The 23,096-nt window shown below is 72.0% G+C and carries 20 protein-coding genes and 2 tRNA genes; 15 read left to right on the top strand and 7 right to left on the bottom strand.

Annotation, left to right across the window (positions count from 1 at the left end):
* Nucleotides 1-16 precede the first annotated feature (16 nt).
* Together ACIGG8_RS28670 and ACIGG8_RS28675 are read right to left on the bottom strand one after the other, a co-directional pair.
* Nucleotides 17-424: a type II toxin-antitoxin system VapC family toxin gene (locus ACIGG8_RS28670; RefSeq protein ID WP_350526070.1), complete on the bottom strand. Its 408-nt coding sequence runs from the start codon at nt 422-424 to the stop codon at nt 17-19.
* Between the two features lie 103 nt (nt 425-527).
* Nucleotides 528-875: a hypothetical protein gene (locus ACIGG8_RS28675; protein WP_396551687.1), complete on the bottom strand. Its 348-nt coding sequence runs from the start codon at nt 873-875 to the stop codon at nt 528-530.
* 29 nt (nt 876-904) lie between these two features.
* Between ACIGG8_RS28675 and ACIGG8_RS28680 the strand changes: the two genes are divergently transcribed.
* The 4 genes from ACIGG8_RS28680 to ACIGG8_RS28695 all read left to right on the top strand — a co-directional run bounded on the left by ACIGG8_RS28680 (nt 905) and on the right by ACIGG8_RS28695 (nt 6,457).
* The gene (locus ACIGG8_RS28680; RefSeq protein WP_396551688.1) at nt 905-1,966 is read left to right on the top strand and encodes a hypothetical protein; all 1,062 of its coding nucleotides are present in this window, start codon (nt 905-907) and stop codon (nt 1,964-1,966) included.
* Nucleotides 1,963-2,118, top strand: a complete 156-nt coding sequence (locus ACIGG8_RS28685) for a hypothetical protein (protein ID WP_350526073.1) — start codon at nt 1,963-1,965, stop codon at nt 2,116-2,118. The genes ACIGG8_RS28680 and ACIGG8_RS28685 overlap by 4 nt, the downstream gene beginning before the upstream one ends.
* Before the next feature lie 183 nt (nt 2,119-2,301).
* Nucleotides 2,302-4,965, top strand: coding sequence for an aconitate hydratase AcnA (acnA, locus tag ACIGG8_RS28690; protein ID WP_396551689.1), 2,664 nt, complete (start codon nt 2,302-2,304; stop codon nt 4,963-4,965).
* A 184-nt stretch (nt 4,966-5,149) separates the two neighbouring features.
* Nucleotides 5,150-6,457, top strand: a complete 1,308-nt coding sequence (locus tag ACIGG8_RS28695) for a glycoside hydrolase family 18 protein (RefSeq protein ID WP_396551690.1) — start codon at nt 5,150-5,152, stop codon at nt 6,455-6,457.
* Between the two features lie 130 nt (nt 6,458-6,587).
* On the opposite strand, the gene pepN is transcribed toward ACIGG8_RS28695, so the two are convergent.
* Nucleotides 6,588-9,152 carry an aminopeptidase N gene (gene pepN, locus ACIGG8_RS28700; RefSeq protein ID WP_396551691.1) on the bottom strand — a complete coding sequence of 855 codons (2,565 nt, stop codon included), beginning with the start codon at nt 9,150-9,152 and terminating at the stop codon, nt 6,588-6,590.
* A gap of 223 nt (nt 9,153-9,375) precedes the next feature.
* Between pepN and ACIGG8_RS28705 the strand changes: the two genes are divergently transcribed.
* Nucleotides 9,376-10,008, top strand: coding sequence for a disulfide bond formation protein DsbA (locus ACIGG8_RS28705; protein ID WP_396551692.1), 633 nt, complete (start codon nt 9,376-9,378; stop codon nt 10,006-10,008).
* Between the two features lie 107 nt (nt 10,009-10,115).
* On the opposite strand, the gene ACIGG8_RS28710 is transcribed toward ACIGG8_RS28705, so the two are convergent.
* Nucleotides 10,116-11,528: an amino acid permease gene (locus ACIGG8_RS28710; RefSeq protein ID WP_396551693.1), complete on the bottom strand. Its 1,413-nt coding sequence runs from the start codon at nt 11,526-11,528 to the stop codon at nt 10,116-10,118.
* Nucleotides 11,529-11,794: 266 nt separating this feature from the next.
* Here ACIGG8_RS28710 and ACIGG8_RS28715 point away from each other — a divergent pair, with 266 nt between their 5' ends.
* The 4 genes from ACIGG8_RS28715 to ACIGG8_RS28730 all read left to right on the top strand — a co-directional run bounded on the left by ACIGG8_RS28715 (nt 11,795) and on the right by ACIGG8_RS28730 (nt 15,249).
* On the top strand, nt 11,795-12,394 hold the full coding sequence (locus ACIGG8_RS28715; RefSeq protein WP_396551694.1) for a biotin transporter BioY: 600 nt from the start codon (nt 11,795-11,797) through the stop codon (nt 12,392-12,394).
* A 91-nt stretch (nt 12,395-12,485) separates the two neighbouring features.
* Nucleotides 12,486-12,971, top strand: coding sequence for a ribose-5-phosphate isomerase (locus tag ACIGG8_RS28720; RefSeq protein ID WP_350526079.1), 486 nt, complete (start codon nt 12,486-12,488; stop codon nt 12,969-12,971).
* Between the two features lie 392 nt (nt 12,972-13,363).
* Nucleotides 13,364-14,503, top strand: a complete 1,140-nt coding sequence (locus ACIGG8_RS28725) for a PP2C family protein-serine/threonine phosphatase (protein ID WP_396551695.1) — start codon at nt 13,364-13,366, stop codon at nt 14,501-14,503.
* Nucleotides 14,504-15,051: 548 nt separating this feature from the next.
* Nucleotides 15,052-15,249 (top strand): hypothetical protein, encoded by a 198-nt coding sequence (locus tag ACIGG8_RS28730; protein ID WP_030058274.1) that lies wholly within the window; start codon nt 15,052-15,054, stop codon nt 15,247-15,249.
* A gap of 33 nt (nt 15,250-15,282) precedes the next feature.
* Here the strand turns inward: ACIGG8_RS28730 and ACIGG8_RS28735 are convergent, their stop codons facing one another.
* Nucleotides 15,283-16,074, bottom strand: a complete 792-nt coding sequence (locus ACIGG8_RS28735) for a DUF6348 family protein (RefSeq protein ID WP_396551696.1) — start codon at nt 16,072-16,074, stop codon at nt 15,283-15,285.
* 190 nt (nt 16,075-16,264) lie between these two features.
* Here ACIGG8_RS28735 and ACIGG8_RS28740 point away from each other — a divergent pair, with 190 nt between their 5' ends.
* Nucleotides 16,265-16,834 carry a hypothetical protein gene (locus ACIGG8_RS28740; RefSeq protein WP_396551697.1) on the top strand — a complete coding sequence of 190 codons (570 nt, stop codon included), beginning with the start codon at nt 16,265-16,267 and terminating at the stop codon, nt 16,832-16,834.
* Nucleotides 16,835-16,946: 112 nt separating this feature from the next.
* Here ACIGG8_RS28740 and ACIGG8_RS28745 read toward each other — a convergent pair.
* A tRNA-Gly gene (locus ACIGG8_RS28745) sits at nt 16,947-17,017 on the bottom strand.
* A gap of 196 nt (nt 17,018-17,213) precedes the next feature.
* Between ACIGG8_RS28745 and ACIGG8_RS28750 the strand changes: the two genes are divergently transcribed.
* From ACIGG8_RS28750 to clpX, 5 genes are all read left to right on the top strand, one after another.
* A tRNA-Pro gene (locus tag ACIGG8_RS28750) sits at nt 17,214-17,287 on the top strand.
* A 293-nt stretch (nt 17,288-17,580) separates the two neighbouring features.
* Nucleotides 17,581-18,969 (top strand): trigger factor, encoded by a 1,389-nt coding sequence (tig, locus tag ACIGG8_RS28755; RefSeq protein ID WP_350526083.1) that lies wholly within the window; start codon nt 17,581-17,583, stop codon nt 18,967-18,969.
* 269 nt (nt 18,970-19,238) lie between these two features.
* Nucleotides 19,239-19,856, top strand: a complete 618-nt coding sequence (locus ACIGG8_RS28760; protein ID WP_046386806.1) for an ATP-dependent Clp protease proteolytic subunit — start codon at nt 19,239-19,241, stop codon at nt 19,854-19,856.
* A gap of 56 nt (nt 19,857-19,912) precedes the next feature.
* On the top strand, nt 19,913-20,575 hold the full coding sequence (locus tag ACIGG8_RS28765; protein WP_329931164.1) for an ATP-dependent Clp protease proteolytic subunit: 663 nt from the start codon (nt 19,913-19,915) through the stop codon (nt 20,573-20,575).
* Nucleotides 20,576-20,850: 275 nt separating this feature from the next.
* Nucleotides 20,851-22,140 carry an ATP-dependent Clp protease ATP-binding subunit ClpX gene (clpX, locus tag ACIGG8_RS28770; protein ID WP_045696864.1) on the top strand — a complete coding sequence of 430 codons (1,290 nt, stop codon included), beginning with the start codon at nt 20,851-20,853 and terminating at the stop codon, nt 22,138-22,140.
* 80 nt (nt 22,141-22,220) lie between these two features.
* Here clpX and ACIGG8_RS28775 read toward each other — a convergent pair whose 3' ends face one another.
* Nucleotides 22,221-23,033, bottom strand: a complete 813-nt coding sequence (locus ACIGG8_RS28775) for a hypothetical protein (protein ID WP_396551698.1) — start codon at nt 23,031-23,033, stop codon at nt 22,221-22,223.
* Nucleotides 23,034-23,096: the final 63 nt, after the last annotated feature.

Consider the following 23,096-nt stretch of genomic DNA (forward strand, 5'->3'; position numbering starts at 1 on the left):
GGGAAGGACGCCGCCCTCAGGCCGGCTCGCGCCGGATCCCCCGGATCTCGCAGCGCGGCCCGCTGGCCCGCATCAGCCGCAGGTCGGCCGTGACCAGCGGCGCCCCGTACCGCTCGGCGACCGCGACGTACGCGGCGTCGTCCGGGGTCAGGTTGTCCTTGAGCTCCCAGATGCGGCCGAGCAGCGGCGCCACCTCGACCTTGCGGATCGCCACCGCGGCCAGCTCGCCGGTGAGTTCGGCGACCCGCGCGGCGGTCAGTTCCTTCGCCAGGTAGAGGCCGCGCAGCGACTGCATCACCTCGACCACGATGTGCTCGGGCGCCACCCACTCGCTGTCGGAGGCGAGTTCGGCCCGCGCGGCGGCCCCGCGCGGGCCCTCGTCGGCCAGCGCCAGCACCAGCGCGGACGCGTCCACCACGATCATCGGAGGCCCCCTCTGCCTGTCACGTCACGGGCCACCGTACCGGCCCCGGACCCGGCCGGCGGAGGCGGACGGGGCGCGGGCCCGTCCCGCCGGCCGCGGTGGATCAGCGCCCGAGCAGGAACCCGGCGAGCACCGAGGCTGCGTTGGCGGTGGCGGAGGCGGCCCAGGGCGCCGCGGTGCGCGGCGGCAGCCCGGTGAGGGGCGCGAGCAGGGCGCCCTCGACCAGGCAGACGCCGGCCTCGCCGAGCCCGAACGCGGTCCAGTACGCTGCGGCGGGCCCGGCGGCATACGGCCGCAGGGACCCCCAGAGCAGCGGGTGCGTCAGCAGGTTGACCAGGACGGCGGCACCGGCGGCCCGGGACGGCCGCAGCCCGCCCGCCCGGGTGAGCGCGACGGTGTAGACGGGGACCTCGACCAGCAGGGTGAGGGCCAGGGCGAGGACGTAGGGCACGGCGGGGATCGTGCCACGGGGAGGGGACCATGGCCACCGGGGTCGTAACCGCACCGGCGTCGCCGGCCGCGCCGGTCTGGCCCGGGCCCGGGCCGGCCGTCCGGCTGGGCGCCGCGCCGTTCGCGGGGTTCGCGCTGTCGGCCGCCCTGGCGCTGGTGACCGCCCTGCGGGCGCCGACCGGGCTGGCGGTGCTGGGCCTGGCGGCCTTCGGCCTGCTGCACAACGTGCTGGAGCTGCGCTACGTGGCGGGCCGGTTCGCCGTCGTCCTGGCCGGCCCGCTGCTGCGGCTGCTGCTGGCGCTGGTGACCGGCATCGTGCTGTGCCGCCTGCTGCCGCCCTCCCGGGCCGCCCAGACGGTGGAGATCCTGCTCGCGTACGGCCTGCTGGCGGCGGCCTGCCGGTACGGGCTGCGCGGCCGGCCGCGGCTGCTCGCCGGGAGCGCGGTGCTGCTGGCCGGGGCCGGTGCGGCTTCGCTGTCCTTCCCCGCGTACCACTTCGTGGTGCTGGCCCACCTGCACAACGTGGTGCCGCTGCTGTTCCTGGCCGAGTGGTCGCGCCGGCTGCCGCGGGGGCGGTGGGCGTTCCTGGTGCTGCAGTCCGGCTGGGTGCTGCTGGTGCCGGCCCTGCTGCTGAGCGGCCTGCTGGACGGGCTGCTGTCGCAGCGGCCCGGCGGCTGGACGGACCGGCTGGCGGCGGCCTACACCCCGCCGGCGCTGCTGACGCCGGAGGCGGGCCTGCGCTTCCTGGCGGTGTTCGCCTTCCTGCAGACGATGCACTACGTCGTCTGGGTCTGGTTCCTGCCCCGGTACGCGCCGGAGGCGGCGGAGCGGTTCGACGCCCGGGTGCCCGCGCTGCGCGGCGGGCGGGCGTGGGCGCTGGGCGCGGGGGCCGGCGCGCTGCTGGCCCTGCTGTTCGCGCTGGACTACGCCCAGGGCCGGTCGCTGTACGCGGCGCTGGCCGCCTATCACGCCTACCTGGAGTTCCCGGTGCTGTTGATGCTGGTGCTGGGCCTCGGCGCGGGCCGCTCGGAGGCCGGGCGGCCGCCGGGTGGACCGCAGGAGAACGCAGAAGGAGCGGAGGTGAAGACATGAGGACGATCCTGCTGGCCGACATCGCCCCCTCGCCGACCGACGGTTCCGGTGGTGAGCTTGTGGTGGTGCTGCTGATGGCGGCGGCCGTGGTGGCGGGAGCGGTCTGGCTGATCAGGCTGGAGCGCAAGCGGCGCGGCCCGGACGACCAGTGAGCCACGGCATGCACTATGGTTTATCTCGACATCGAGATAACTGCCCCTTACGATATATCTCGACATCAAGATACTTGCCGAGAGGCGCTCACCGGCGATGCGGGCAAGGCGAGCCTAAGTAAGGCTGACCTTACCACCGCGTGGCGGCCGGATATCGCACGAAGCACCCAGAAGGAGTCAGTCGTGTCCGCGAACAGCTTCGACGCCCGCAGCTCGCTGCAGGTGGGCGACGAGTCGTACGAGATCTTCAAGCTCTCCGCCGTCGAGGGTTCCGAGCGGCTGCCGTACAGCCTCAAGGTGCTGCTGGAGAACCTGCTCCGCACGGAGGACGGCGCGAACATCACCGCCGACCACATCCGGGCCCTCGGCGGCTGGGACGAGAACGCCCAGCCGAGCCAGGAGATCCAGTTCACCCCGGCCCGCGTGATCATGCAGGACTTCACCGGCGTGCCGTGCGTGGTCGACCTCGCCACCATGCGTGAGGCCGTCAAGGAGCTGGGCGGCGACCCGGCCAAGATCAACCCGCTGGCCCCGGCCGAGCTGGTCATCGACCACTCGGTCATCGCCGACAAGTTCGGCACCAAGGACGCGTTCACCCAGAACGTCGAGATCGAGTACGGCCGCAACAAGGAGCGCTACCAGTTCCTGCGCTGGGGCCAGACCGCCTTCGACGAGTTCAAGGTCGTCCCGCCGGGCACCGGCATCGTCCACCAGGTGAACATCGAGCACCTGGCCCGCACCGTCATGGTCCGCGGCGGCCAGGCGTACCCCGACACCTGCGTCGGCACCGACTCGCACACCACCATGGTCAACGGCCTGGGCGTGCTGGGCTGGGGCGTCGGCGGCATCGAGGCCGAGGCCGCGATGCTCGGCCAGCCGGTCTCCATGCTGATCCCGCGCGTCGTCGGCTTCAAGCTGACCGGCGAGCTGCCGGCCGGCACCACCGCCACCGACCTGGTGCTCACCATCACCGAGATGCTGCGCAAGCACGGTGTGGTCGGCAAGTTCGTCGAGTTCTACGGCGACGGCATCGGCTCCATCCCGCTGGCCAACCGCGCCACCATCGGCAACATGTCGCCGGAGTTCGGCTCGACCTGCGCGATCTTCCCGATCGACGCCGAGACCATCAACTACCTGCGTCTGACCGGCCGCGACGAGCAGCAGCTCGCCCTGGTCGAGGCCTACGCCAAGGAGCAGGGCCTCTGGCACGACCCGTCGGTCGAGCCGGTCTACTCCGAGTACCTGGAGCTGGACGTCTCCACCGTCGTCCCGTCGATCTCCGGCCCGAAGCGCCCGCAGGACCGCGTGATCCTGGCCGAGGCCGCCGAGAGGTTCGCCGAGGCGCTGCCGACCTACTCCGCCGAGGCCTCGAAGCCGACCGCCGTCACCGCCCCCGACGGCTCGACCTACGAGATCGACAACGGCGCGGTCGTGATCGCCTCGATCACCTCCTGCACCAACACCTCCAACCCCTCCGTCATGCTGGGCGCCGCCCTGCTGGCGAAGAAGGCCGTGGAGAAGGGCCTGCACGTCAAGCCCTGGGTCAAGACCACCCTGGCGCCCGGCTCCAAGGTCGTCATGGACTACTACGAGAAGGCCGGCCTGCTCCCGTACATGGAGAAGCTGGGCTTCAACCTGGTCGGCTACGGCTGCGTCACCTGCATCGGCAACTCGGGCCCGCTGCCCGAGGAGGTCTCGGCCGCCGTCAACGAGTCCGACCTCGCGGTCGTCTCGGTGCTCTCCGGCAACCGCAACTTCGAGGGCCGGATCAACCCCGACGTCAAGATGAACTACCTGGCCTCCCCGCCGCTGGTGGTCGCCTACGCCCTCGCCGGAAACATGAACGTCGACATCACCAAGGACGCCCTGGGCCAGGACGCCGACGGCAACGACGTCTTCCTCGCCGACATCTGGCCGTCCGAGCAGGAGGTCGCCGACACCGTCGCCGGCTCCATCGACGAGGCCATGTTCGACAAGGGCTACCAGGACGTCTTCGCCGGCGACCACCGCTGGCAGTCGCTCCCGGTCCCGACCGGCAACACCTTCGAGTGGGACGCCGAGTCCACCTACGTCCGCAAGCCCCCGTACTTCGAGGGCATGGCCAAGACCCCGAGCCCGGTGACCGACATCGCCGACGCCCGCGTCCTGGCCAAGCTGGGCGACTCGGTCACCACCGACCACATCTCCCCGGCCGGCAACATCAAGCCGGGCACCCCGGCGGCGCAGTACCTGACCGCCAACGGCGTGGAGAAGCGCGACTTCAACTCCTACGGTTCCCGTCGTGGCAACCACGAGGTGATGATCCGCGGCACCTTCGCCAACATCCGCCTGCGCAACCAGATCGCGCCGGGCACCGAGGGCGGCTACACCCGCGACTTCACCCAGGCCGACGCGCCGGTGTCGTTCATCTACGACGCCTCGCAGAACTACCAGGCCGCCGGCACCCCGCTGGTCGTCCTGGCCGGCAAGGAGTACGGCTCCGGCTCGTCCCGCGACTGGGCCGCCAAGGGCACCGCGCTGCTCGGCGTCAAGGCCGTCATCGCCGAGTCCTACGAGCGCATCCACCGCTCGAACCTGATCGGCATGGGCGTCCTGCCGCTGCAGTTCCCGGAGGGCGAGAACGCCGACTCCCTCGGCCTGACCGGCGAGGAGACCTTCTCCATCACCGGCGTGACCGAGCTCAACGAGGGCCGCACCCCGAAGACCGTCAAGGTCAAGGCCGCCCGTGACGGAGAGCCCGGTAAGGAGTTCGACGCGGTCGTCCGCATCGACACCCCCGGTGAGGCGGACTACTACCGCAACGGCGGCATCCTGCAGTACGTGCTGCGCTCGCTGATCAACGGCTGAGCTCCGGCATAGCGCCCGAAGGGGCCGGACCGCACCACGCGGTCCGGCCCCTTCCGCATGCCGCACCGGCCCTGCGCACCCCACCGGCCGGACCGGCCCCCTTGTGCGGTGAGCGGCGGATGGACTAAACCTCTGTCCCATCTGGTCCAGACCATTTGACGCCGCTTCAGAGAACAGGTCCGGTATGCCCACTCGCGCCTCAGCCCTGCTCGCCACCGCCACCGTCGCCGCGCTGCTCGCCGCCACCGCCCCCGCCTCCGCCTCCGACGGGCGGCACGGCCCGAAGCCGAACGGCCAGCGGGTCGGCTACTTCACCCAGTGGGGCGCCGACAGCTCCGCCAAGCGGGTCCAGGAGACCGGCCAGGCGGCCAAGCTCACCGTCATCAACTACGCCTTCGGCAACGTCTCCGCCGACGGCACCTGCTTCCAGACCAACGACGCCGGCCAGGGCGACGCCCACGACGACTACCAACGCGCCTTCTCCGCCGCCGAGTCGGTGGACGGCGTGGCCGACGCCCCGGAGCAGGAGCTGAAGGGCCACTTCAACCAGCTGCGCAAGCTCAAGGCGAAGAACCCGCAGCTGCGCACGGTCATCTCGCTGGGCGGCTGGAGCTGGTCCAGGTACTTCTCGGACGCGGCCGCCACCGACGAGGCCCGCAAGAAGTTCGTCTCCTCCTGCATCGACCTCTACCTCAAGGGCGACGTCCCGGTCCTGGCCGGCTCCCCGGAGGGCGGCAGGGGCGCCGCCGCGGGCGTCTTCGACGGCATCGACATCGACTGGGAGTACCCGGGCGGCGGCGGGGACGCGGGCAACGTCGTCCGCCCCGAGGACGGCCGCAACTTCACCCTGCTGATGCGGGAGTTCCGCCGCCAGCTGGACGCGCTGAGCGGGAAGAAGGGCAAGCACTACCTGCTGACCGCCGCCGTCGCCGCCAACGAGACCGTCGCCGACCGGCTCGAACTGCCCGAACTGAGCCGGTCGGTGGACTGGCTCAACCTGATGGCCTACGACCTGCACGGCCCCTGGGAGGGCAAGGGCCCGACCGGCCACCAGGCCAACCTCTACTCCGACCCGGCCGACCCGGACCCCCGGCAGCGCAGCGCCGACCAGGCCGTGACGCACTACCAGGAGCGCGGCCTGCCCGCCGGACAGCTCGTCCTCGGCGCCCCGCTCTACGGCCACGGCTGGACGGGCGTCGCCGCCGGCCCGCGCGCCGGCCTCTTCCAGAGCGCCACCGCGGCCGCGTCCGACCGCTCCTACCGGGAGGTCGAAGCGCTGCCGGGCACGGTCCACGTGGACCGCGACCACGGTGCGTCCTGGAAGTACGACGGCACCACCTTCTACAGCTACGACACCGCCGAGGTGCTCACCCGGAAGGCCCGCTACGCGCGGTGGAACGGCCTGGGCGGCGTGATGGTCTGGTCGCTGGACGGGGACGACGCCCGGGGCAGCGCCATCGCCGCCCTGGACCGCGGCCTGCGCCGCGACTGACGTCCGCGCACCACTGACGTCCGCGCACGACCCTCGCGACCGCGCACGACCCTCGCGACCGCGCACGACCCTCGCGACCGCGCGAAGGGCCCGCCGTGACGAGCACGGCGGGCCCCCGGGTTCCGCGGGCTCAGGCCCGGTCGCAGGCCTGCGCCCGCAGCGCGCGGGCCAGGTCGTCGCGGCGCTCCAGCACCAGGCGGCGCAGCGCCGGCGCGGCCTGCGGGTGCCCGTCCAGCCAGGCGTCGGCCTCGGCCAGGGTCTGCTCGTCGGTCTGGGCGCTCGGGAAGAACCCGCTGACGAAGCGCATCGCGATCTCGATGGTCCGCTCGGCCCAGATCCTCTCCAGCAGCTTGAAGTACGGGGCCGCGTAGAGGGCGGTCAGGTCGCGGTGGGCGGGCAGCGCGAAGCCCGCGATGTCGGCCTCGACCAGGGCGTTCGGCAGCTCGTCCGAGTCGACGACGGCCGACCAGGCGGCGGCCTTGGCCTCCGGCGTGGGCCGGGCGGCCAGGCACTGGGTGTACTGGCGCTTGCCGCTCGCGGTGTTGTCGGCGGCCAGCTCGGCGTCCAGCTCCTCGTCGGTGGCCTGGCCGGCGGCGGCCAGGGCCAGCCACAGCGACCAGCGCAGTTCCTGGTCGACGTCCAGGCCGTCGATCCGGGCGCTGCCGGCCAGCAGGCCGCGGACCAGGCCGAGGTGCTCGGCGCCGCCCGCGGTCTGGGCGAGGAAGCGGGCCCAGGCCAGCTGGTGGTCGCTGCCGGGGACGGCGTCGCGCAGCTCGCGCAGGGCGCCGTCGGCGAGCAGCCGGCCGCCCTCGCCGCGCCAGGCCGGGTCGGCGTACAGGTCGACGGCGGTCTTGGCCTGGGCGTGCAGCGACTGCAGCACGCCGATGTTGCCCTCCTGGCCGGCGAAGCGCAGCACCAGGGCGACGTAGTCGCGGGCCGGCATCAGGCCGTCCCGGGTGAGGTTCCAGACGGCGGACCAGGCCAGCGCGCGGGCCAGCTGGTCGTCGATGTCGCCGAGGCCGGTGCGCAGGGCCTCCAGGGAGTCCTCGTCGAAGCGGATCTTGCAGTAGGTCAGGTCGTCGTCGTTGAGCAGGACGAGCGCCGGACGGGGCTTGCCGGCCGCCGCGGTGACGACGGTGCGGGCGCCGGTGACGTCCAGCTCGATCCGCTCGGTGCGCACCAGGGCGCCGTCGGCGTTCCGGTCGTACAGGCCGACCGCGACGCGGTGCGGGCGCAGCACCTCCCCGTCCTGCAGGACGGCCAGTTCGGTGATCCGGCCCTCGGCGTCGCTGGTGACCTGCGGGGTGAGCGCGTTGACTCCGGCGGTCTGCAGCCAGGCGGCGGCCCAGGCCTTGAGGTCGCGGCCGCTGGTCTCCTCCAGGATGTCCAGCAGGTCGGTGAGCTCGGTGTTGCCGAAGGCGTGGCGCTTGAAGTAGCGGCGGGCGCCCTCGAAGAAGGCCTCCGAACCGGCGTACGCCACCAGCTGCTTGAGGACGGAGGCGCCCTTGGCGTAGGTGATGCCGTCGAAGTTGAGCTTGGCGTCCTCCAGGTCCCGGATGTCCGCGGTGATCGGGTGCGTGGTGGGGAACTGGTCCTGCCGGTAGGCCCAGGCCTTGCGCTGGTTGGCGAAGGTGACCCAGGCGGAGGAGTAGCGGGTGCGGGCGCCGATCAGGCCGTAGGAGCCCATGAAGTCGGCGAAGGACTCCTTCAGCCACAGGTCGTCCCACCAGCGCATGGTGACCAGGTCGCCGAACCACATGTGCGCCATCTCGTGCAGGATGACGTTGGCCCGGCCCTCGTAGGCGGCGTCGGTGACCTTCGAGCGGAAGACGAACTCCTCGCGGAAGGTGACGCAGCCGGGGTTCTCCATCGCGCCGATGTTGTACTCGGGCACGAACGCCTGGTCGTACTTGCCGAAGGGGTACGGGTAGTCGAACTCCTCGTGGAAGAAGTCGAGTCCGAGCTTGGTGACGCCGAGGATCTCGTCCGCGTCGAAGTACGGCGCGAGGGACCGGCGGCACATGGCGGAGAGCGGGATCTCCAGGGTGCTGCCGTCGGCGAGCTCGCGGCTGTAGTGGTCGCGGACGACGTGGTACGGGCCGGCGACGACCGCGGTGAGGTAGGTGGAGATCGGCTTGGTCGGCGCGAACTCCCAGGTGCGGGCGCCGTCCTCGCCGGTGACGTCCTCGTGCGGGGCGTTGGACCACACGTCCCAGGCGGCCGGGGCGGTCACCGTGAAGGTGAACGGGGCCTTCAGGTCGGGCTGTTCGAAGGTCGCGAACACCCGGCGGGCGTCGGCCGGCTCGTAGTGGGTGTAGAGGTAGGTCTCGCCGTCCACCGGGTCGACGAAGCGGTGCAGGCCCTCGCCGGTGCGGCTGTAGGCGCAGTCCGCCTCGACGGTCAGCACGTTCTCGGCGGCGAGGCCCTCGACGTGCACCCGGGCGCCGTCGTAGGCGGTGGCCGGGTCGAGGGCGCGGCCGTTGAGGGTGACCGAGCGGACGGCCGGGGCGAGCAGGTCGAGGAAGGTGTCCGCGCCGGGCTGGGAGCAGCGGAACGTGATCGTGGTGGTGGAGCGGAAGGTCGAGGCCGCCCGGTCCGGGGCCGAGGTCACGTCCAGCCGGACCCGGTAGCCGTCCACGGCCAGGATGCTGGCCCGCTGCTGGGCTTCGTCGCGGCTGAGGTTCTTGCCCGGCACGGCGGTACTCCTTTGTCCGGCTCGCACGGTGGTGCGCGTGTGGGTGGTGCGGTCTCGGTGCGCGGTGTCGTCCGTGCACGCGGCACCATCCTGTCACGCTCCGGGCCGCCGGTACCATTGCACAGACCGACGCGTCCGCGGTGGAATCAGCGGCGTCCGGCGGGTGTTGGGCTACACGGGGAAATCACCCCTGCCCGGATCACCTCACGAAGGACGACACGCAGTGACTGCTGCCGCTGAGCGCAAGACCGCCGACTTCTGGTTCGACCCGGCCTGCCCGTGGGCGTGGATGACCTCCCGCTGGCTGATCGAGGTTCAGCAGCTGCGTCCGGTCGACGTGCGCTGGCACGTGATGAGCCTGTCGGTGCTGAACGAGCACCGGGACCTCCCGGACAACTACCGCGAGCTGCTGAACAACGCCTGGGGCGCGGTGCGGGTGTGCATCGCCGCCGCCGAGAAGCACGGCGAGGAGGTGCTCGGCCGGCTCTACACCGAGCTGGGCGTGCGCTTCCACAACCAGGGCCTCCCGCAGAACCGCGAGACCATCGAGGCCGCCCTGGTGGCCGCCGGCCTGCCCGTCGAGCTGGCCGACGCGGCCGGCACGGACATCCACGACGAGGCCCTGCGCGCCTCCCACAAGGAGGGCATCACCCTGGTCGGCGAGGACGTCGGCACCCCGGTGATCGCCGTCGAGGGCGCGGACGGCGAGCGGGTCGCCTTCTTCGGCCCGGTGGTCACCCCCGCTCCGAAGGGCGAGGCCGCGGCCCGGCTGTGGGACGGCACCCTGCTGGTGGCCTCCACCCCGGGCTTCTACGAGATCAAGCGCACCCGGACGGCCGGCCCGTCCTTCGAATAGCCCCGCAGTCGCAGTCGCCGTCGGTGCAGTCCTTGCCGTCGACGACTGCGGCGACGCGAAAGGGCCCGGTACCGCTTGCGGTACCGGGCCCTTTTCGGTGTCCGGGCTCAGCGGGCGGCGGCGTCCCGGCGCTGCTTGAGCAGTCCGGCGCCGGCCAGCGCCGCGACCAGCACCCCGGCCGCGTACAGCTGCTCCCGGTTGCCCTCGGTGGTGGTCATCAGCGCGAGGATGCCGGCCACGGCGGCCATCGCGACCCACGTCAGGTACGGGTAGCCCCACATCTTCACGGTGAGCAGCTCGGGCGCCTCGCGCTCCAGCCGGCGGCGCATCCGCAGCTGGACCACGCAGATGAACAGCCAGACCACCAGGATCGCCACACCGGTGGTGTTCATCAGCCAGGTGAACACCGTCTCCGGCCAGAACTTGGCGGCCAGCACGGCGCCGAAGCCGAACAGGCAGGAGGCCAGCACGGCCCGGCGCGGCACCCCGCCGCTGACCTTGGCCAGCGCCTTGGGGCCCTGGCCGCGGCCGACCAGCGAGTACGCCATCCGGGAGGCGCCGTAGATGTTGGCGTTCATCGCCGACAGCAGCGCGACCAGCACCACGACCTGCATGATCGCCCCCGCGCCGGGCACCCCGAGGTGGCGCAGCACGGTGACGTACGGGCCGTCGGTGACGACCGACGGGTCCTTCCAGGAGACCAGGGTGACCACCAGGGCCATCGAGCCGATGTAGAAGATCGCGATCCGCCACACCGCGGTGCGCACGGCGTTGGCGACGTTCTTCTTGGGGTCGTCGGACTCGGCGGCGGCGATGGTGACGGTCTCCAGTCCGCCGTACGCGAAGACCGAGGCGAGCAGGCCGACGATCAGTCCGCTGACGCCGGTGGGCAGGAAGCCGCCGTGGCCGGTGAGGTTGTCGGCGCCGGGGGCGCCGGGGCCGATCACCCCGGCGATGCCGAGCCCGCCGAGGACCAGGAAGGCGATGATCGCGGCGACCTTGATCGTGGCGAACCAGAACTCGAACTCGCCGAAGTTCTTCACCGCGGTGAGGTTGCTGGCGCAGAAGAAGACCATGAACAGGGCGACCCAGACCCAGGAGGAGACGCCCGGTATCCAGCCGTTGACGATCTTCCCGGCGGCGGTGGCCTCGGCGGCGACGCCGCAGCAGAGCATCACCCAGTACATCCAGCCCGCGGTGATCCCGGCCCAGGGGCCGATCTCCTTCTCGGCGTGCACCGAGAACGAGCCGGAGGCGGGGCGGGCCGCGGACATCTCGCCGAGCATCCGCATGATGAGCATGACGAGCAGGCCGGAGAGCACGAAGGCCAGGATGATCGCCGGGCCGGCGGCCGCGATGCCCGCGCCGGAGCCGACGAAGAGGCCCGCGCCGATCACCCCGCCGAGGGCGATCATCGACAGGTGGCGCTGCTTCAGCCCGTGCGAGAGCTGCTGGCTTCCCGGCGCCGACTCGGTGGCGTCGGTGGTCCCGGGCGCCGTGGGCGCGGAGGTGGGGGCCATAGGGGTGCTTCCAGACTGTGCGGTATGCGACATGAGTTGTCCAATATCCGGGGACACCTCTGCCCATGCCAAGAATGTCCGGCCCGGGCCCACATTGCGGACCGGGCGGGCACGCCGGGTGCCGTCGCGGTGACCTTGAGTCACTTCGGGCCGGATCCGACAACGCCCGAGGGCGGGGCTTTGTCCGAAACCGTGCCGCTCGCGCAGTGGATCACCACGTAGGTTCACAGGTGTTCACCCACTTGGAGCCCACGGAGGATCCCCCGATGGCCACCGCCACCACCCCGATACCGCACCGCGCCGTCCTCGCCGACCTGCTGCCCGCCGCCGCCACCCGCATCGGCGGCCAGGTCCGCGACCTGGCCCTGGTGGCCGGCGGCGCCGCGCTGACCGGCGTGGCCGCCCAGCTGTCGGTGAACGTCCCCGGCTCGCCGGTGCCGGTCACCGGCCAGACCTTCGCCGCCCTGCTGGTCGGCACGGCGCTCGGTGCCCGCCGCGGCGCCGCCTCGCTCGCCCTCTACCTGCTCGCCGGCGCGGCCGGCCTGCCCTGGTTCGCCGAGGGCACCTCCGGCTGGGCGATGCCCTCGTTCGGCTACGTGCTCGGCTTCGTCCTCGCCGCCGCCCTGACCGGCGTGCTGGCCCGCCGCGGCGCCGACCGCACCCCGGTGAACACCGCCGTCACCATGGCCCTCGGCAGCCTCGCCGTCTACGCGGTCGGCGTCCCGTACCTGGCCCTCGCGCTGCACGTGCCGCTCACCCGCGCCGCCGAGCTCGGCCTCTACCCGTACCTGGTCGGCGACGCCCTCAAGGCCGCCCTCGCCGCGGGCGCCCTGCCGCTGGCCTGGAAGCTCCTCGGCCGCCGCTGAAGCCCTCGCTGACCCCCGCTGAAGCCCCGCTGAAGCCCCGCTGAAGCCCCCGTTGTCGGGCCCGGGCGCACGCGCATGCCACACTCATGCCATGCGCGTGTACCTGGGCTCCGACCATGCCGGATACGAACTGAAGAACCACCTCGTGGAGTGGCTGAAGGGGGCCGGCCACGAGCCGGTCGACTGCGGGCCGCACATCTACGACGCCGAGGACGACTACCCGCCGTTCTGCCTGCGCGCCGCCGAGCGCACCGCCGCCGACTCCGAGGCCCTGGGCATCGTGATCGGCGGCTCGGGCAACGGTGAGGCGATCGCCGCCAACAAGGTCAAGGGCGTCCGGGCCGCGCTGGCCTGGAGCACCCAGACCGCCGAGCTCGGCCGTCAGCACAACAACGCCAACGTGATCTCCATCGGCGGCCGCATGCACACGCAGGAGGAGGCCACCGAGTTCGTCGAGATCTTCCTCAACACCCCGTACAGCGGCGAGCCGCGGCACACCCGCCGGATCGAGATGCTGAGCGAGTACGAGACCACCGGCGAGCTCCCGCCGATCCCGGCCCACCACCCCCAGGGCTGATCCACCCACCCCTCCTCCCACGGCCGGCCGCGCACCCCGCGCGGCCGGCCGCCGCCGTCCCGGGCGCCCCGACGGACCCGTCCGACCTGTGGGATCGGCCACAGCACCCGGCGCGCGGACCAGCCCGTGCGCGGGGTGCACACGCCACCCGCCCGTTCCGTACGCCCAATCGGCGCAGGCCTCCTGACGGCGCGCCCGCAACCGTTCCGATCGGCCGAAACCCGCTGAGCGCCCCGCGCACCGGCGCACCCGCCCGCGTCCGGGCCGTCGACGCCGGGCCGTGCCCGTGGATAGGGTCGGTCCCCATGGCTGGCAGACCGCCGGGCGCACCGCCCCAGACGACTGCGACGAGGCCCGGCGCCACCCCCGCGTCCGAGCCCGTGACGGCCCGGTTGCGCAAGAGGCTCCGCCGGGTCCGCCGAAGGCTGCGCACGGCCGGTGTGGACTACTTCCGCGGCGGCGCCGCCGACTGGCCGGTGCTCTGCGCGCTCGCCCTGCTCGTCCCCCTGCTGATCCTGCTCAACATCTGGCTCCCCGACTGGGCCCCGCCCACCTCCCTGGTCCTGCCGATCCTGGCCGGCGCCCTGCTGCTGCGCCCGGGCAGCCTGGTGGTGCTCTACGCGCTGGCCGCGCTCGGCCTGTCCGCCGAGTCCGTGATCCACACCGGCCAGCGGGTCGCCAGCGACAACCCGGAGGCCTACGTCTACGGCGTCACCCCGGGCGCGGCCCTGGTGGTCGGCGCCGCCGGGGTGGGCGGCCTGCTGCTGGCCCAGTTCCGGGCCCGGGTCGGCGTGCCCTGGTGGGGCGGCTCCACGATGCTCTTCGACCTGCGCGAGCGGCTGCGGGTGCAGAGCCGGGTGCCCGCGCTCCCGGTCGGCTGGCACGCGGACATGGCGCTGCGCCCGGCCGGCGGCCAGTCCTTCTCCGGGGACTTCGTGGTCGCCGCCCGCACCGGCCCCGGCCAGCGCCTGCTGGAGGTGGTCCTCGCGGACGTCTCCGGCAAGGGCATGGACGCCGGCTCCCGCGCGCTGCTGCTCTCCGGCGCCTTCGGCGGCCTGGTCGGCTCGCTGCCCGCGCACGACTTCCTGCCCGCCGCCAACGGCTACCTGCTGCGCCAGTCCTGGGAGGAGGGCTTCGCCACCGCCGTCCACCTGGTGCTGGACCTGGACACCGGCGAGTACGAGCTGCTGTCGGCCGGGCACCTGCCGGGCATGCAGCGCGTCGCGGGAGCCGGCCGCTGGGAGGTCAAGGAGGCCGACGGCCCGCTGCTCGGGATCTACGACGGCGCCAAGTTCGAGGGCGTGCGCGGCCGGCTCAACCGGGGCGACGTGCTGATGCTGTGCACCGACGGCATGGTCGAGGCGCCGGGCCGGGACCTCACCGAGGGCATGGACCGGCTGATGGGGGAGGCCGACCGGCTGGTGCCGGGAGGCGGTGCGGGCGCGGGCGCCGGGGCCGCCGCCGCGCTGATCGAGACGGTCGCGCGGGACATCAACGACGACCGCGCGGTGCTGCTGCTCTGGCGCGACTAGCGCGGCAGGGCGCCGCCGGGCGCGGCCGGGGGAGGCGGGCCGGTCGCGCGTGAGCCGTCGACGGCCCGGCAACGGGTGACGCGGCGGCACATGCCGGGGGCAGTGACTGTCAAGTCCGGCAGCTGATCTTCGGCCAAATCGGACGGCCCGTCGGCGGACCGGACCAGCGGCTTCCGTTAACCGCCCCCGACCGTCTCCCGGCCGCTCAGCACGGCCCCGCCGACGATTCGTCAGGACGACTCGGCTATCGTCCCGGTCGGCGGAAACTCGTCCCGCAGCGCAGGATATCGGCGTTGGGCCGACTGTCAGACCTTTACGCAATCGGCACGGTCGACCACACTGAGTCCGGGCGGGACTGTTCAGGATTCGGGGGATAGGGGGCGTCACGTGCGGCACGACAGACAGCGGTCGATCGTGGGCTCCCTCACCGGCGGTGTGTCGGACGGTCCGCGATTCCGCCTCGGGACCGTGGGACATGCCGGGGTCCGGCTTTCGCTGGTGTCGCCGGGTGGTGGCACCCCGCTATGAAAACGAGGAAGTGAGTCCGGGTGGCACTCTCCGTCTCCGCGCTGGTCCTGTTCGCGATCCTGAGCATCATCTTCATCCGCAACAAGCAGATGAAGATCCCGCACGCGATCGTCGCCGCCCTGTTCGGCTTCATGCTGCACGAGACCACGGTCGCGACCTCGATCAACTCCCTGCTGGCCAACCTCGCGCACAGCATCTCCAGCATCACCGGAGGCTGACCCGACCGGGCCGTCCGCACCCCCGCCCGGGGGTCACCGGCCGGCCCGTCTGGCCTGCCGCCAGCGAGCGAACAAACCCCGGGGCCGCGCTGCCGCCGGGGCCGGAACGCGCATCGGTGCGGGTGCCACGGCACCCGCCGGCGCGGCCTGCGCCGGTTCCTCCCGTTCGGCCGTCAGCAGGACGAACAGCCGCGCCCAGCACAGCCGTTCACCCCGTGGCCAGTCCAGCGCGCGCAGCGCCGCCGAGGCCGCCTCGGACACCTCGCCGCCCACCCGGACCTCGGCGACGTCGTCCCCCGCCTTCCCGCCCAGGAAGAGCTTCACCCCGACCGGGCCCGGCCCGGACAGCTCCGAGCGCAGCGCGGGCGCCAGCGCCGGCAGCACCCGGTTCTCGGCGAGCCAGCCCGCCAGGTGCTCGTTGCCGAAGCCGAACACCGCCGCCGGCCCCTGGACCGCCCGCCAGCCCGGGAGTTCGGGCAGGTCCGGGTGGTCGGCGTGCACCCCGCGGCCCTCCGCCAGCTCGACCAGCACCGAGGCGGTGGTGGTCGCCCACATCTTCACCGCGTTGGCGAGCTTCTCCTCCTCGGTCTTGCCGAGACCGGCCGCGCAGTCCCACACCACCGGCGCGTCCGCCCGGCCGAGCCGCAGCACGAAGCCGAGGTCCACGTGCCCGGTGCCGTCGTGCCCCGGGTGCTCACGCACCGCCACCGCCGTGGTGCCCGGGCCGCGCACGACCTCGCCGTCCAGGCGGAACACCTGGCCCAGCCGCGCCATCTCCCGCACCACGCAGTGCTGTATGACGGCCAGTCGCTCCTGCGGACGCACCGGGACTCCTCCACCTCGGGAGCGCGGCCGCTGAGCTCGCGCTCGAACTGCGCTCGAACGGGCCCGAGGCTATCGGCCCGGCACCCAACCGGGAAACCATCCGGACCGCCCGGCCCTCCGGTCGCGGAAACGTCCTGTATGCCCCACTTTGGGCAGCGGAACCCGAACGCCTTCCGCCCGGAGAACCCGCATGCCCCGCACCACCGACCCGACACTCCCCCCGCCCCCGGTCAGACCGCTCCCGCTCCGGCCGCTGCCGTCCGGGCCGGACGGCGCCGCCCTGGTCGCCGAGATCGAGGCGTACCTCGCCTCGCTGCCCGCCCCCGCCCGCACCCCTGCCTGGTACGTCCGCCCGTACGGCAGCACCCCGAGCCCCTGGCAGGCCGGCCACCCGGCGCCCCGCGCCACCCTGCTCGACCGGGCGCTGCGCCGCCCCGCCCGCCCCGTCCCGGTCACCGCGGCCGACCACCTCCGGCTCGCCTCCCGCTACATCGGCGCCCACGGCTGGCTGCAGGGCGCGATGTGGGACCAGGCCGGCCGGGTCTGCCTGCTCGGCGCCCAGGCCGCCGTGCTGGCGCACGGCTACGGCACCCCGGCCACCGTCCGCACCGCGCGGGTCCAGCTGATGGAGGTGCTGCACGGCACCGGCCGTCCGGCGCGCTCCCCGGACGAGTTCAACGACCGCCCCACCACCCGTGAGGGCGACGTCCACCAGTTGCTCGACCGGGCCGCCGCCCGGGCCGCCCGCCTCGGGCTCTGAGCGGCGCGGGCACTGAACGGCGCGGGGGGTGCCGTCGGGGGCCCGGGCCCCCGACGGCACCCGGAAACGCAGCCGGCCCCGGCGCGCGAGTGCGCACCGGGGCCGGGCGGAGAGCGGGCGACGAGAATCGAACTCGCGTGACTAGTTTGGAAGACTAGGGCTCTACCATTGAGCTACGCCCGCACGATCCCCCGGCCGTGACGGCCGGAAGTTCGGGCAACAGCGTACCTGGTCCGGCCGCCCGCGTGCACACCCCGTTTCGCACACCGCGTTTCCGCCCCCCGCGCCCGCGCGGAACCCGGCGCCGTCGCGCCCGCGCCCGCGCCCGAATAGTCGGCGAGCCGAACAGGCCCGCCGTGTACGCTTCCTCTCGGCACCACGGGGTGTGGCGCAGTTTGGTAGCGCGTCCGCTTTGGGAGCGGAAGGCCGTCGGTTCGAATCCGGTCACCCCGACAGTGCGGCAGGGTCTCGCCCACCGGGGCGGGGCCCTGTTCTGTTCGGCCGGTACGGTGGCGTCTGGCGTCCGCCTTTCGTGGTACCGGTAGGATGGGGCGCTGGCGGTAGTCCCTGTGGCGTCAACCCAGGTCAACCGCACGAGGGCGAGGAGTCAAGCTCACCGTCCACCCCACGGGAGATGCAGCTCCAACCGCCCATCGCCCGTCTCGTCCGACCCACCCGTACGGCTCCGGCCTGGCGGCGGGGACGGGCGGAGACAACCTGACCGCAAGCCCCTAGGAGACCTAACCGTGAAGAGCGCCGTCGAGACTCTGAACCCGACCCGGGTTCGACTCACCGTCGAGGTGCCCTTCGAGGAGCTCAAGCCCAGCCTCGACGCGGCGTACAAGAAGATCAACCAGCAGGTCACGGTTCCGGGCTTCCGCAAGGGCAAGATCCCGGCTCGCGTCATCGACCAGCGCTTCGGCCGTGGTGCCGTGCTGGAGGAGGCCGTCAACGACGCCCTGCCGCGCTTCTACACGCAGGCCGTCGACGAGGGCAAGATCGAGGTCCTCGGCCAGCCCGACATCACCAACATCGAGGGTGTCGAGAAGATCGCCGACGGTGGTGACCTCAAGTTCACCGCCGAGGTCGACATCCGTCCGGAGATCACCCTGCCGGAGTTCTCGTCCATCGAGGTGACGGTCGACCCGATCGTCGTCTCCGACGAGGACGTCGAGAAGTCCCTGGAGCAGCTGCGCGAGCGCTTCTCCTCGGTCAAGGACGTCGAGCGCGCCGCCGCTGCCGGTGACATCGTGGTCGTCGACCTGGTCGCCAAGGTCGACGGTGAGGTGCCGGAGGACGGCACCGCCACCGGCGTGAGCTACGAGATCGGCTCGGGCCGCCTCATCGACGGCATCGACGAGGCCGTCGTCGGCCTGTCCGCCGGCGAGGAGAAGACCTTCGAGACCGAGCTGAAGGGTGGCACCCAGGCGGGCAAGACCTCCGAGGTCACCGTCACCGTCACCACCGTCCAGGAGAAGGAGCTGCCGGAGCTGGACGACGAGTTCGCCCAGCTGGCCAGCGAGTTCGACACCCTGGAGGAGCTGCGCGGCGACTCCCGCAAGCGCCTGGAGCGCATGAAGGAGTACGACCAGGCCACCCAGGCCCAGGAGAAGGTCCTGGACGCCCTGCTCGCGCTGGTCGAGATCGAGTACCCGGAGAAGCTCCTCAAGGACGAGATCGAGACCCGCAAGCACAACGTCGAGCACCACCAGCTGGAGCCGATGGGCCTGAACATCGACACCTACCTGGAGACCCAGGGCAAGTCCCGCGAGGAGTGGGACGCGGAGATCGAGGAGCAGGCGAAGAAGGGCATCAAGACCCAGTTCGTCCTGGACCAGATCGTCGCCGACGAGGAGCTGGGTGTTAACCAGGAGGAGCTGACCGAGCACCTCATCCGCCGCGCCGCCGGCTCGGGCCTCACCCCCGACCAGTTCGCGCAGCAGGTCGTCCAGGGCGGCCAGGTGCCGATGCTGGTCGGCGAGGTCGCCCGCGGCAAGGCGCTGGCCACCGTGGTCGAGGCCGCCAAGGTCGTCGACACCGAGGGCAACGAGATCAACTTCGACGACGAGGACGAGACGGGCGAGACCGTCGAGGCCGCCGCCGAGGAGAGCGCCGAGGAGAAGACCGAGGCCTGAGCCCCGGCAGCCCCCTGAGGGCACGCAGCTGGCCCGGACGCCGTCATGGTGTCCGGGCCCGCTGTCTTCCCGCCCGCGGCACGCCGCGACCCTGCGCTCACAGCGAACAGTTCTGCGTGAGGGATTCTGCGGCCGGGCCTGCGCGTTAGGGTCCTTGGACAGCAACAATCACGACGTGATACCCGGAAGCTGTGCGACATCGCGAGAGCCGCGGAACGGCCCTCCAAATCGACTGAGCAGGTGGCTAAGTGACGTTCCCGCAGATGCAGATGCCTGGCCCGATGGCGCCGCACGCCGCCGCTGGTGACGTGCTCGGCGGCCTTGGCGACCAGGTCTACAACCGGCTGCTCAACGAGCGGATCATCTTCCTCGGCCAGCAGGTCGACGACGACATCGCCAACAAGATCACCGCCCAGCTGCTGCTGCTGGCCGCGGACCCGGAAAAGGACATCTTCCTCTACATCAACTCCCCGGGCGGCTCGATCTCGGCCGGCATGGCGATCTACGACACCATGCAGTACATCAAGAACGACGTCGTCACCATCGCGATGGGCATGGCCGCCTCGATGGGCCAGTTCCTGCTGACCGCCGGCGCCAAGGGCAAGCGCTTCTCGCTGCCGAACGCCAACATCCTGATGCACCAGCCCTCCGCGGGCCTCGGCGGCTCCGCCACCGACATCCGCATCCAGGCCGAGCAGCTCCTGCGCACCAAGAAGCGGATGTCCGAGCTGATCGCCTTCCACAGTGGCCAGTCCTTCGAGCAGATCACCCGGGACTCCGACCGCGACCGCTGGTTCACGCCGGAGGAGGCCCTGGAGTACGGCCTGATCGACGCGATCATGCACAGCGCCGCGGACGTCCCCGGCGGCGGCGGCACGGGCGCCTGAGCCTCGGCCCGGCCCACGAGACCACAGCCCCAACGCCCCGGAGGACAAGAATCCCCATGAACATCCCCAGCCTGTCGGCCGCCCAGGCCCGCGTCGAGGACATGCGCGCCGAGGGCCGCTACATCGTCCCGCGCTTCGTCGAGCGCACCACCCAGGGCATCCGCGAGTACGACCCGTACGCCAAGCTGTTCGAGGAGCGCATCATCTTCCTCGGCTCGCAGGTCGACGACGTCTCGGCGAACGACATCATGGCGCAGCTGCTGTGCCTGGAGTCGATGGACCCGGACCGCGAGATCCAGATGTACATCAACTCGCCCGGCGGCTCGTTCACGGCCCTGACGGCCATCTACGACACCATGCAGTACGTGAAGCCGGACATCACCACGGTCTGCATGGGCCAGGCGGCCTCCGCCGCGGCCGTGCTGCTCGCCGCCGGGACCCCCGGCAAGCGGATGGCCCTGCCGAACGCCCGGATCCTGATCCACCAGCCGTACACCGAGACCGGCCGCGGCCAGGTGTCCGACCTGGAGATCCAGGCGAAGGAGATCTTCCGGATGCGCGAGCAGCTGGAGCAGATGCTCTCCAAGCACTCCAACAAGTCGGTGGAGCAGGTGCGCGAGGACATCGAGCGCGACAAGATCCTGACCGCCGAGGAGGCCGCCGAGTACGGCCTGGTCGACCAGATCATCTCCACCCGCAAGACCTCGCTGACCTCCTGAGGTCGGCTCCCTCCGGGCCCCGAGGGGCGGGAGGGGCCCATCGGGGCGGGACGCGCACCCCTGCGCGTCCCGCCCCAACCCATCGGCGGGCCCGTGTCACGGCATCTGTTCGGTATCAATTCGCCCAGGGCGTAGGGCAGACCTGGCGAAGAGGACGGAATCACGGGCCCGGCAGAGTACCGTCGGATAGCGAGACCGAGCGCCGTCGGCGTTGACGGTCCACAGCACCAGGCCCCGGAACCCCTGCGGGGCCCCTGGCGAAGGGGAAGCACCTCGTGGCACGCATCGGAGACGGTGGCGACCTGCTCAAGTGCTCGTTCTGCGGCAAGTCGCAGAAGCAGGTGAAGAAGCTGATCGCCGGCCCAGGCGTGTACATCTGCGACGAGTGCATCGACCTGTGCAACGAGATCATCGAGGAGGAACTCGCCGAGACCTCCGAGGTGCGCTTCGAGGAGCTCCCGAAGCCCCGTGAGATCTACGAGTTCCTGGACCAGTACGTGGTCGGCCAGGACCTCGCCAAGAAGGCGCTGTCGGTCGCGGTCTACAACCACTACAAGCGCGTCCAGGCCGGCGAGGCGGGCCGCAGCGGCGGCAACGGCCGCGAGGACGCCATCGAGCTGGCCAAGTCCAACATCCTGCTGCTGGGCCCCACCGGCTCCGGCAAGACGCTGCTGGCGCAGACCCTGGCCCGGATGCTCAACGTGCCGTTCGCGATCGCGGACGCCACGGCGCTGACCGAGGCCGGCTACGTCGGCGAGGACGTCGAGAACATCCTGCTCAAGCTGATCCAGGCGGCCGACTACGACGTCAAGAAGGCCGAGACCGGGATCATCTACATCGACGAGATCGACAAGGTCGCGCGCAAGAGCGAGAACCCGTCGATCACCCGGGACGTCTCCGGCGAGGGCGTGCAGCAGGCCCTGCTGAAGATCCTGGAGGGCACCACCGCCTCGGTGCCGCCGCAGGGCGGGCGCAAGCACCCGCACCAGGAGTTCATCCAGATCGACACCACCAACGTGCTGTTCATCGTCGGCGGCGCGTTCGCCGGCCTGGAGCGGATCATCGAGGGCCGCGCGGGTGCCAAGGGCATCGGCTTCGGCGCCAACATCCGCTCCAAGCGGGAGTCGGACGCCAGCGACCACTTCCGCCAGGTGATGCCCGAGGACCTGGTGAAGTTCGGCATGATCCCCGAGTTCATCGGCCGCCTGCCGGTGATCACCAGCGTGCACAACCTGGACCGCGAGGCGCTGCTGCAGATCCTCACCGAGCCGCGCAACGCGCTGGTCAAGCAGTACCGCAAGCTCTTCGAACTCGACGGTGTGGAGCTGGAGTTCTCCCGGGACGCGCTGGAGGCGATCGCCGACCAGGCGATCCTGCGCGGCACCGGCGCGCGCGGGCTGCGGGCCATCATGGAGGAGGTGCTGATGTCCGTGATGTACGAGGTCCCCTCGCGCCAGGACGTCGCCCGCGTGGTGGTCACCGGGGACGTGGTCTCCAAGCACGCCATCCCCACCCTCGTCCCGCGCGACATGATCAAGCGCGAGCGCCGCGAGAAGAGCGCCTGACCCGGGGCCGTCACACCGAAGGGCCCCGCACCGGATCCGGTGCGGGGCCCCTCGCGTGCGTGCGCCGGCCGGCGCGGGTGCTACCTGGCGACGACCATGGCGTCGCGGATGGTCCGGGTCTTGGCGGCCGCCTGCTCCGCGGTGAGCGCCTGGCTGCTGCCGCCGCTCAGGCTGAGCTTGGTGAAGGAGACCCGACCGGTGGTGGACTTGTCCGCCCACACGCAGATCGTGGGGCCGGGCTTGCCGAGCATGGTCGACGTCCCGCAGGAGAGCTTCGCCGAGGAGTTGTTGGCGTCCTGCGCCGGGAAGTCGGTCATCGACACGGACAGGCCGCCGCTGTCCTTCTTGGAGTCCTCGATGATCTGCCCGGGGTCGTTGAGGTCACCGTAGACGCCGATCACCGAGAAGGTGTCCATCGCGTCCGAACCCTTGCTGTAGCTGGCGACCAGGACGTGGAGGTCCGTGCCGAGCTTGGACGCCTCGGGCTTGCTCATGTCGGCGGCCTGTTCCTTGGACGACTTCTGGACGTAGCCGTCGGCCAGGGTCTGCGGCGAAGTGATCTTGTACTTGCCGCCCGAGTCGCTGCCGCCGAGGAACTTCCACGCGGCGAAGCCGCCGCCGCCCAGCACCAGCGCGCCGACCACCAGGCCGATGACCAGGCCGCCCTTGCCCTTCCGCGGCGGAGCCACCGGGTAGCCCGGCTGCCCGTACGGGGCCTGCGGCGGCGCGCCGTACGGCTGCTGGGGAGCGCCGTAGGGCTGCTGCGGCGGGTAGCCGTACTGGGGCTGCGGAGCGCCGTAAGGCTGCTGCGGGGCGCCGTACTGCGGCGGCGGCCCCCCGTAGGGCTGCTGCGGCGGCTGTCCCTGCGGATACTGCTGTCCCTGGCCGTACATCTGCGTCTGTGCTCCCCCGCCGCACCCGCGGCCTGTCTCGGTGTGGAGTCGTTCCGTGCACGT

The sequence above is a fragment of the Kitasatospora sp. NPDC085464 genome, assembly GCF_044541955.1.
Classification (GTDB): Bacteria; Actinomycetota; Actinomycetes; order Streptomycetales; family Streptomycetaceae; genus Kitasatospora.

Bases quoted from the DNA above. Each gene is read 5' to 3' on its own strand.
- ACIGG8_RS28670 (WP_350526070.1), bottom strand. From the start codon at position 424: ATGATCGTGGTGGACGCGTCCGCGCTGGTGCTGGCGCTGGCCGACGAG.
- ACIGG8_RS28680 (WP_396551688.1), top strand. From the start codon at position 905: ATGGCCACCGGGGTCGTAACCGCACCGGCGTCGCCGGCCGCGCCGGTC.
- ACIGG8_RS28685 (WP_350526073.1), top strand. From the start codon at position 1,963: ATGAGGACGATCCTGCTGGCCGACATCGCCCCCTCGCCGACCGACGGT.
- ACIGG8_RS28695 (WP_396551690.1), top strand. From the start codon at position 5,150: ATGCCCACTCGCGCCTCAGCCCTGCTCGCCACCGCCACCGTCGCCGCG.
- ACIGG8_RS28710 (WP_396551693.1), bottom strand. From the start codon at position 11,528: ATGGCCCCCACCTCCGCGCCCACGGCGCCCGGGACCACCGACGCCACC.
- ACIGG8_RS28715 (WP_396551694.1), top strand. From the start codon at position 11,795: ATGGCCACCGCCACCACCCCGATACCGCACCGCGCCGTCCTCGCCGAC.
- ACIGG8_RS28720 (WP_350526079.1), top strand. From the start codon at position 12,486: ATGCGCGTGTACCTGGGCTCCGACCATGCCGGATACGAACTGAAGAAC.
- ACIGG8_RS28740 (WP_396551697.1), top strand. From the start codon at position 16,265: ATGCCCCGCACCACCGACCCGACACTCCCCCCGCCCCCGGTCAGACCG.
- ACIGG8_RS28760 (WP_046386806.1), top strand. From the start codon at position 19,239: ATGCCTGGCCCGATGGCGCCGCACGCCGCCGCTGGTGACGTGCTCGGC.
- ACIGG8_RS28765 (WP_329931164.1), top strand. From the start codon at position 19,913: ATGAACATCCCCAGCCTGTCGGCCGCCCAGGCCCGCGTCGAGGACATG.
- ACIGG8_RS28775 (WP_396551698.1), bottom strand. From the start codon at position 23,033: ATGTACGGCCAGGGACAGCAGTATCCGCAGGGACAGCCGCCGCAGCAG.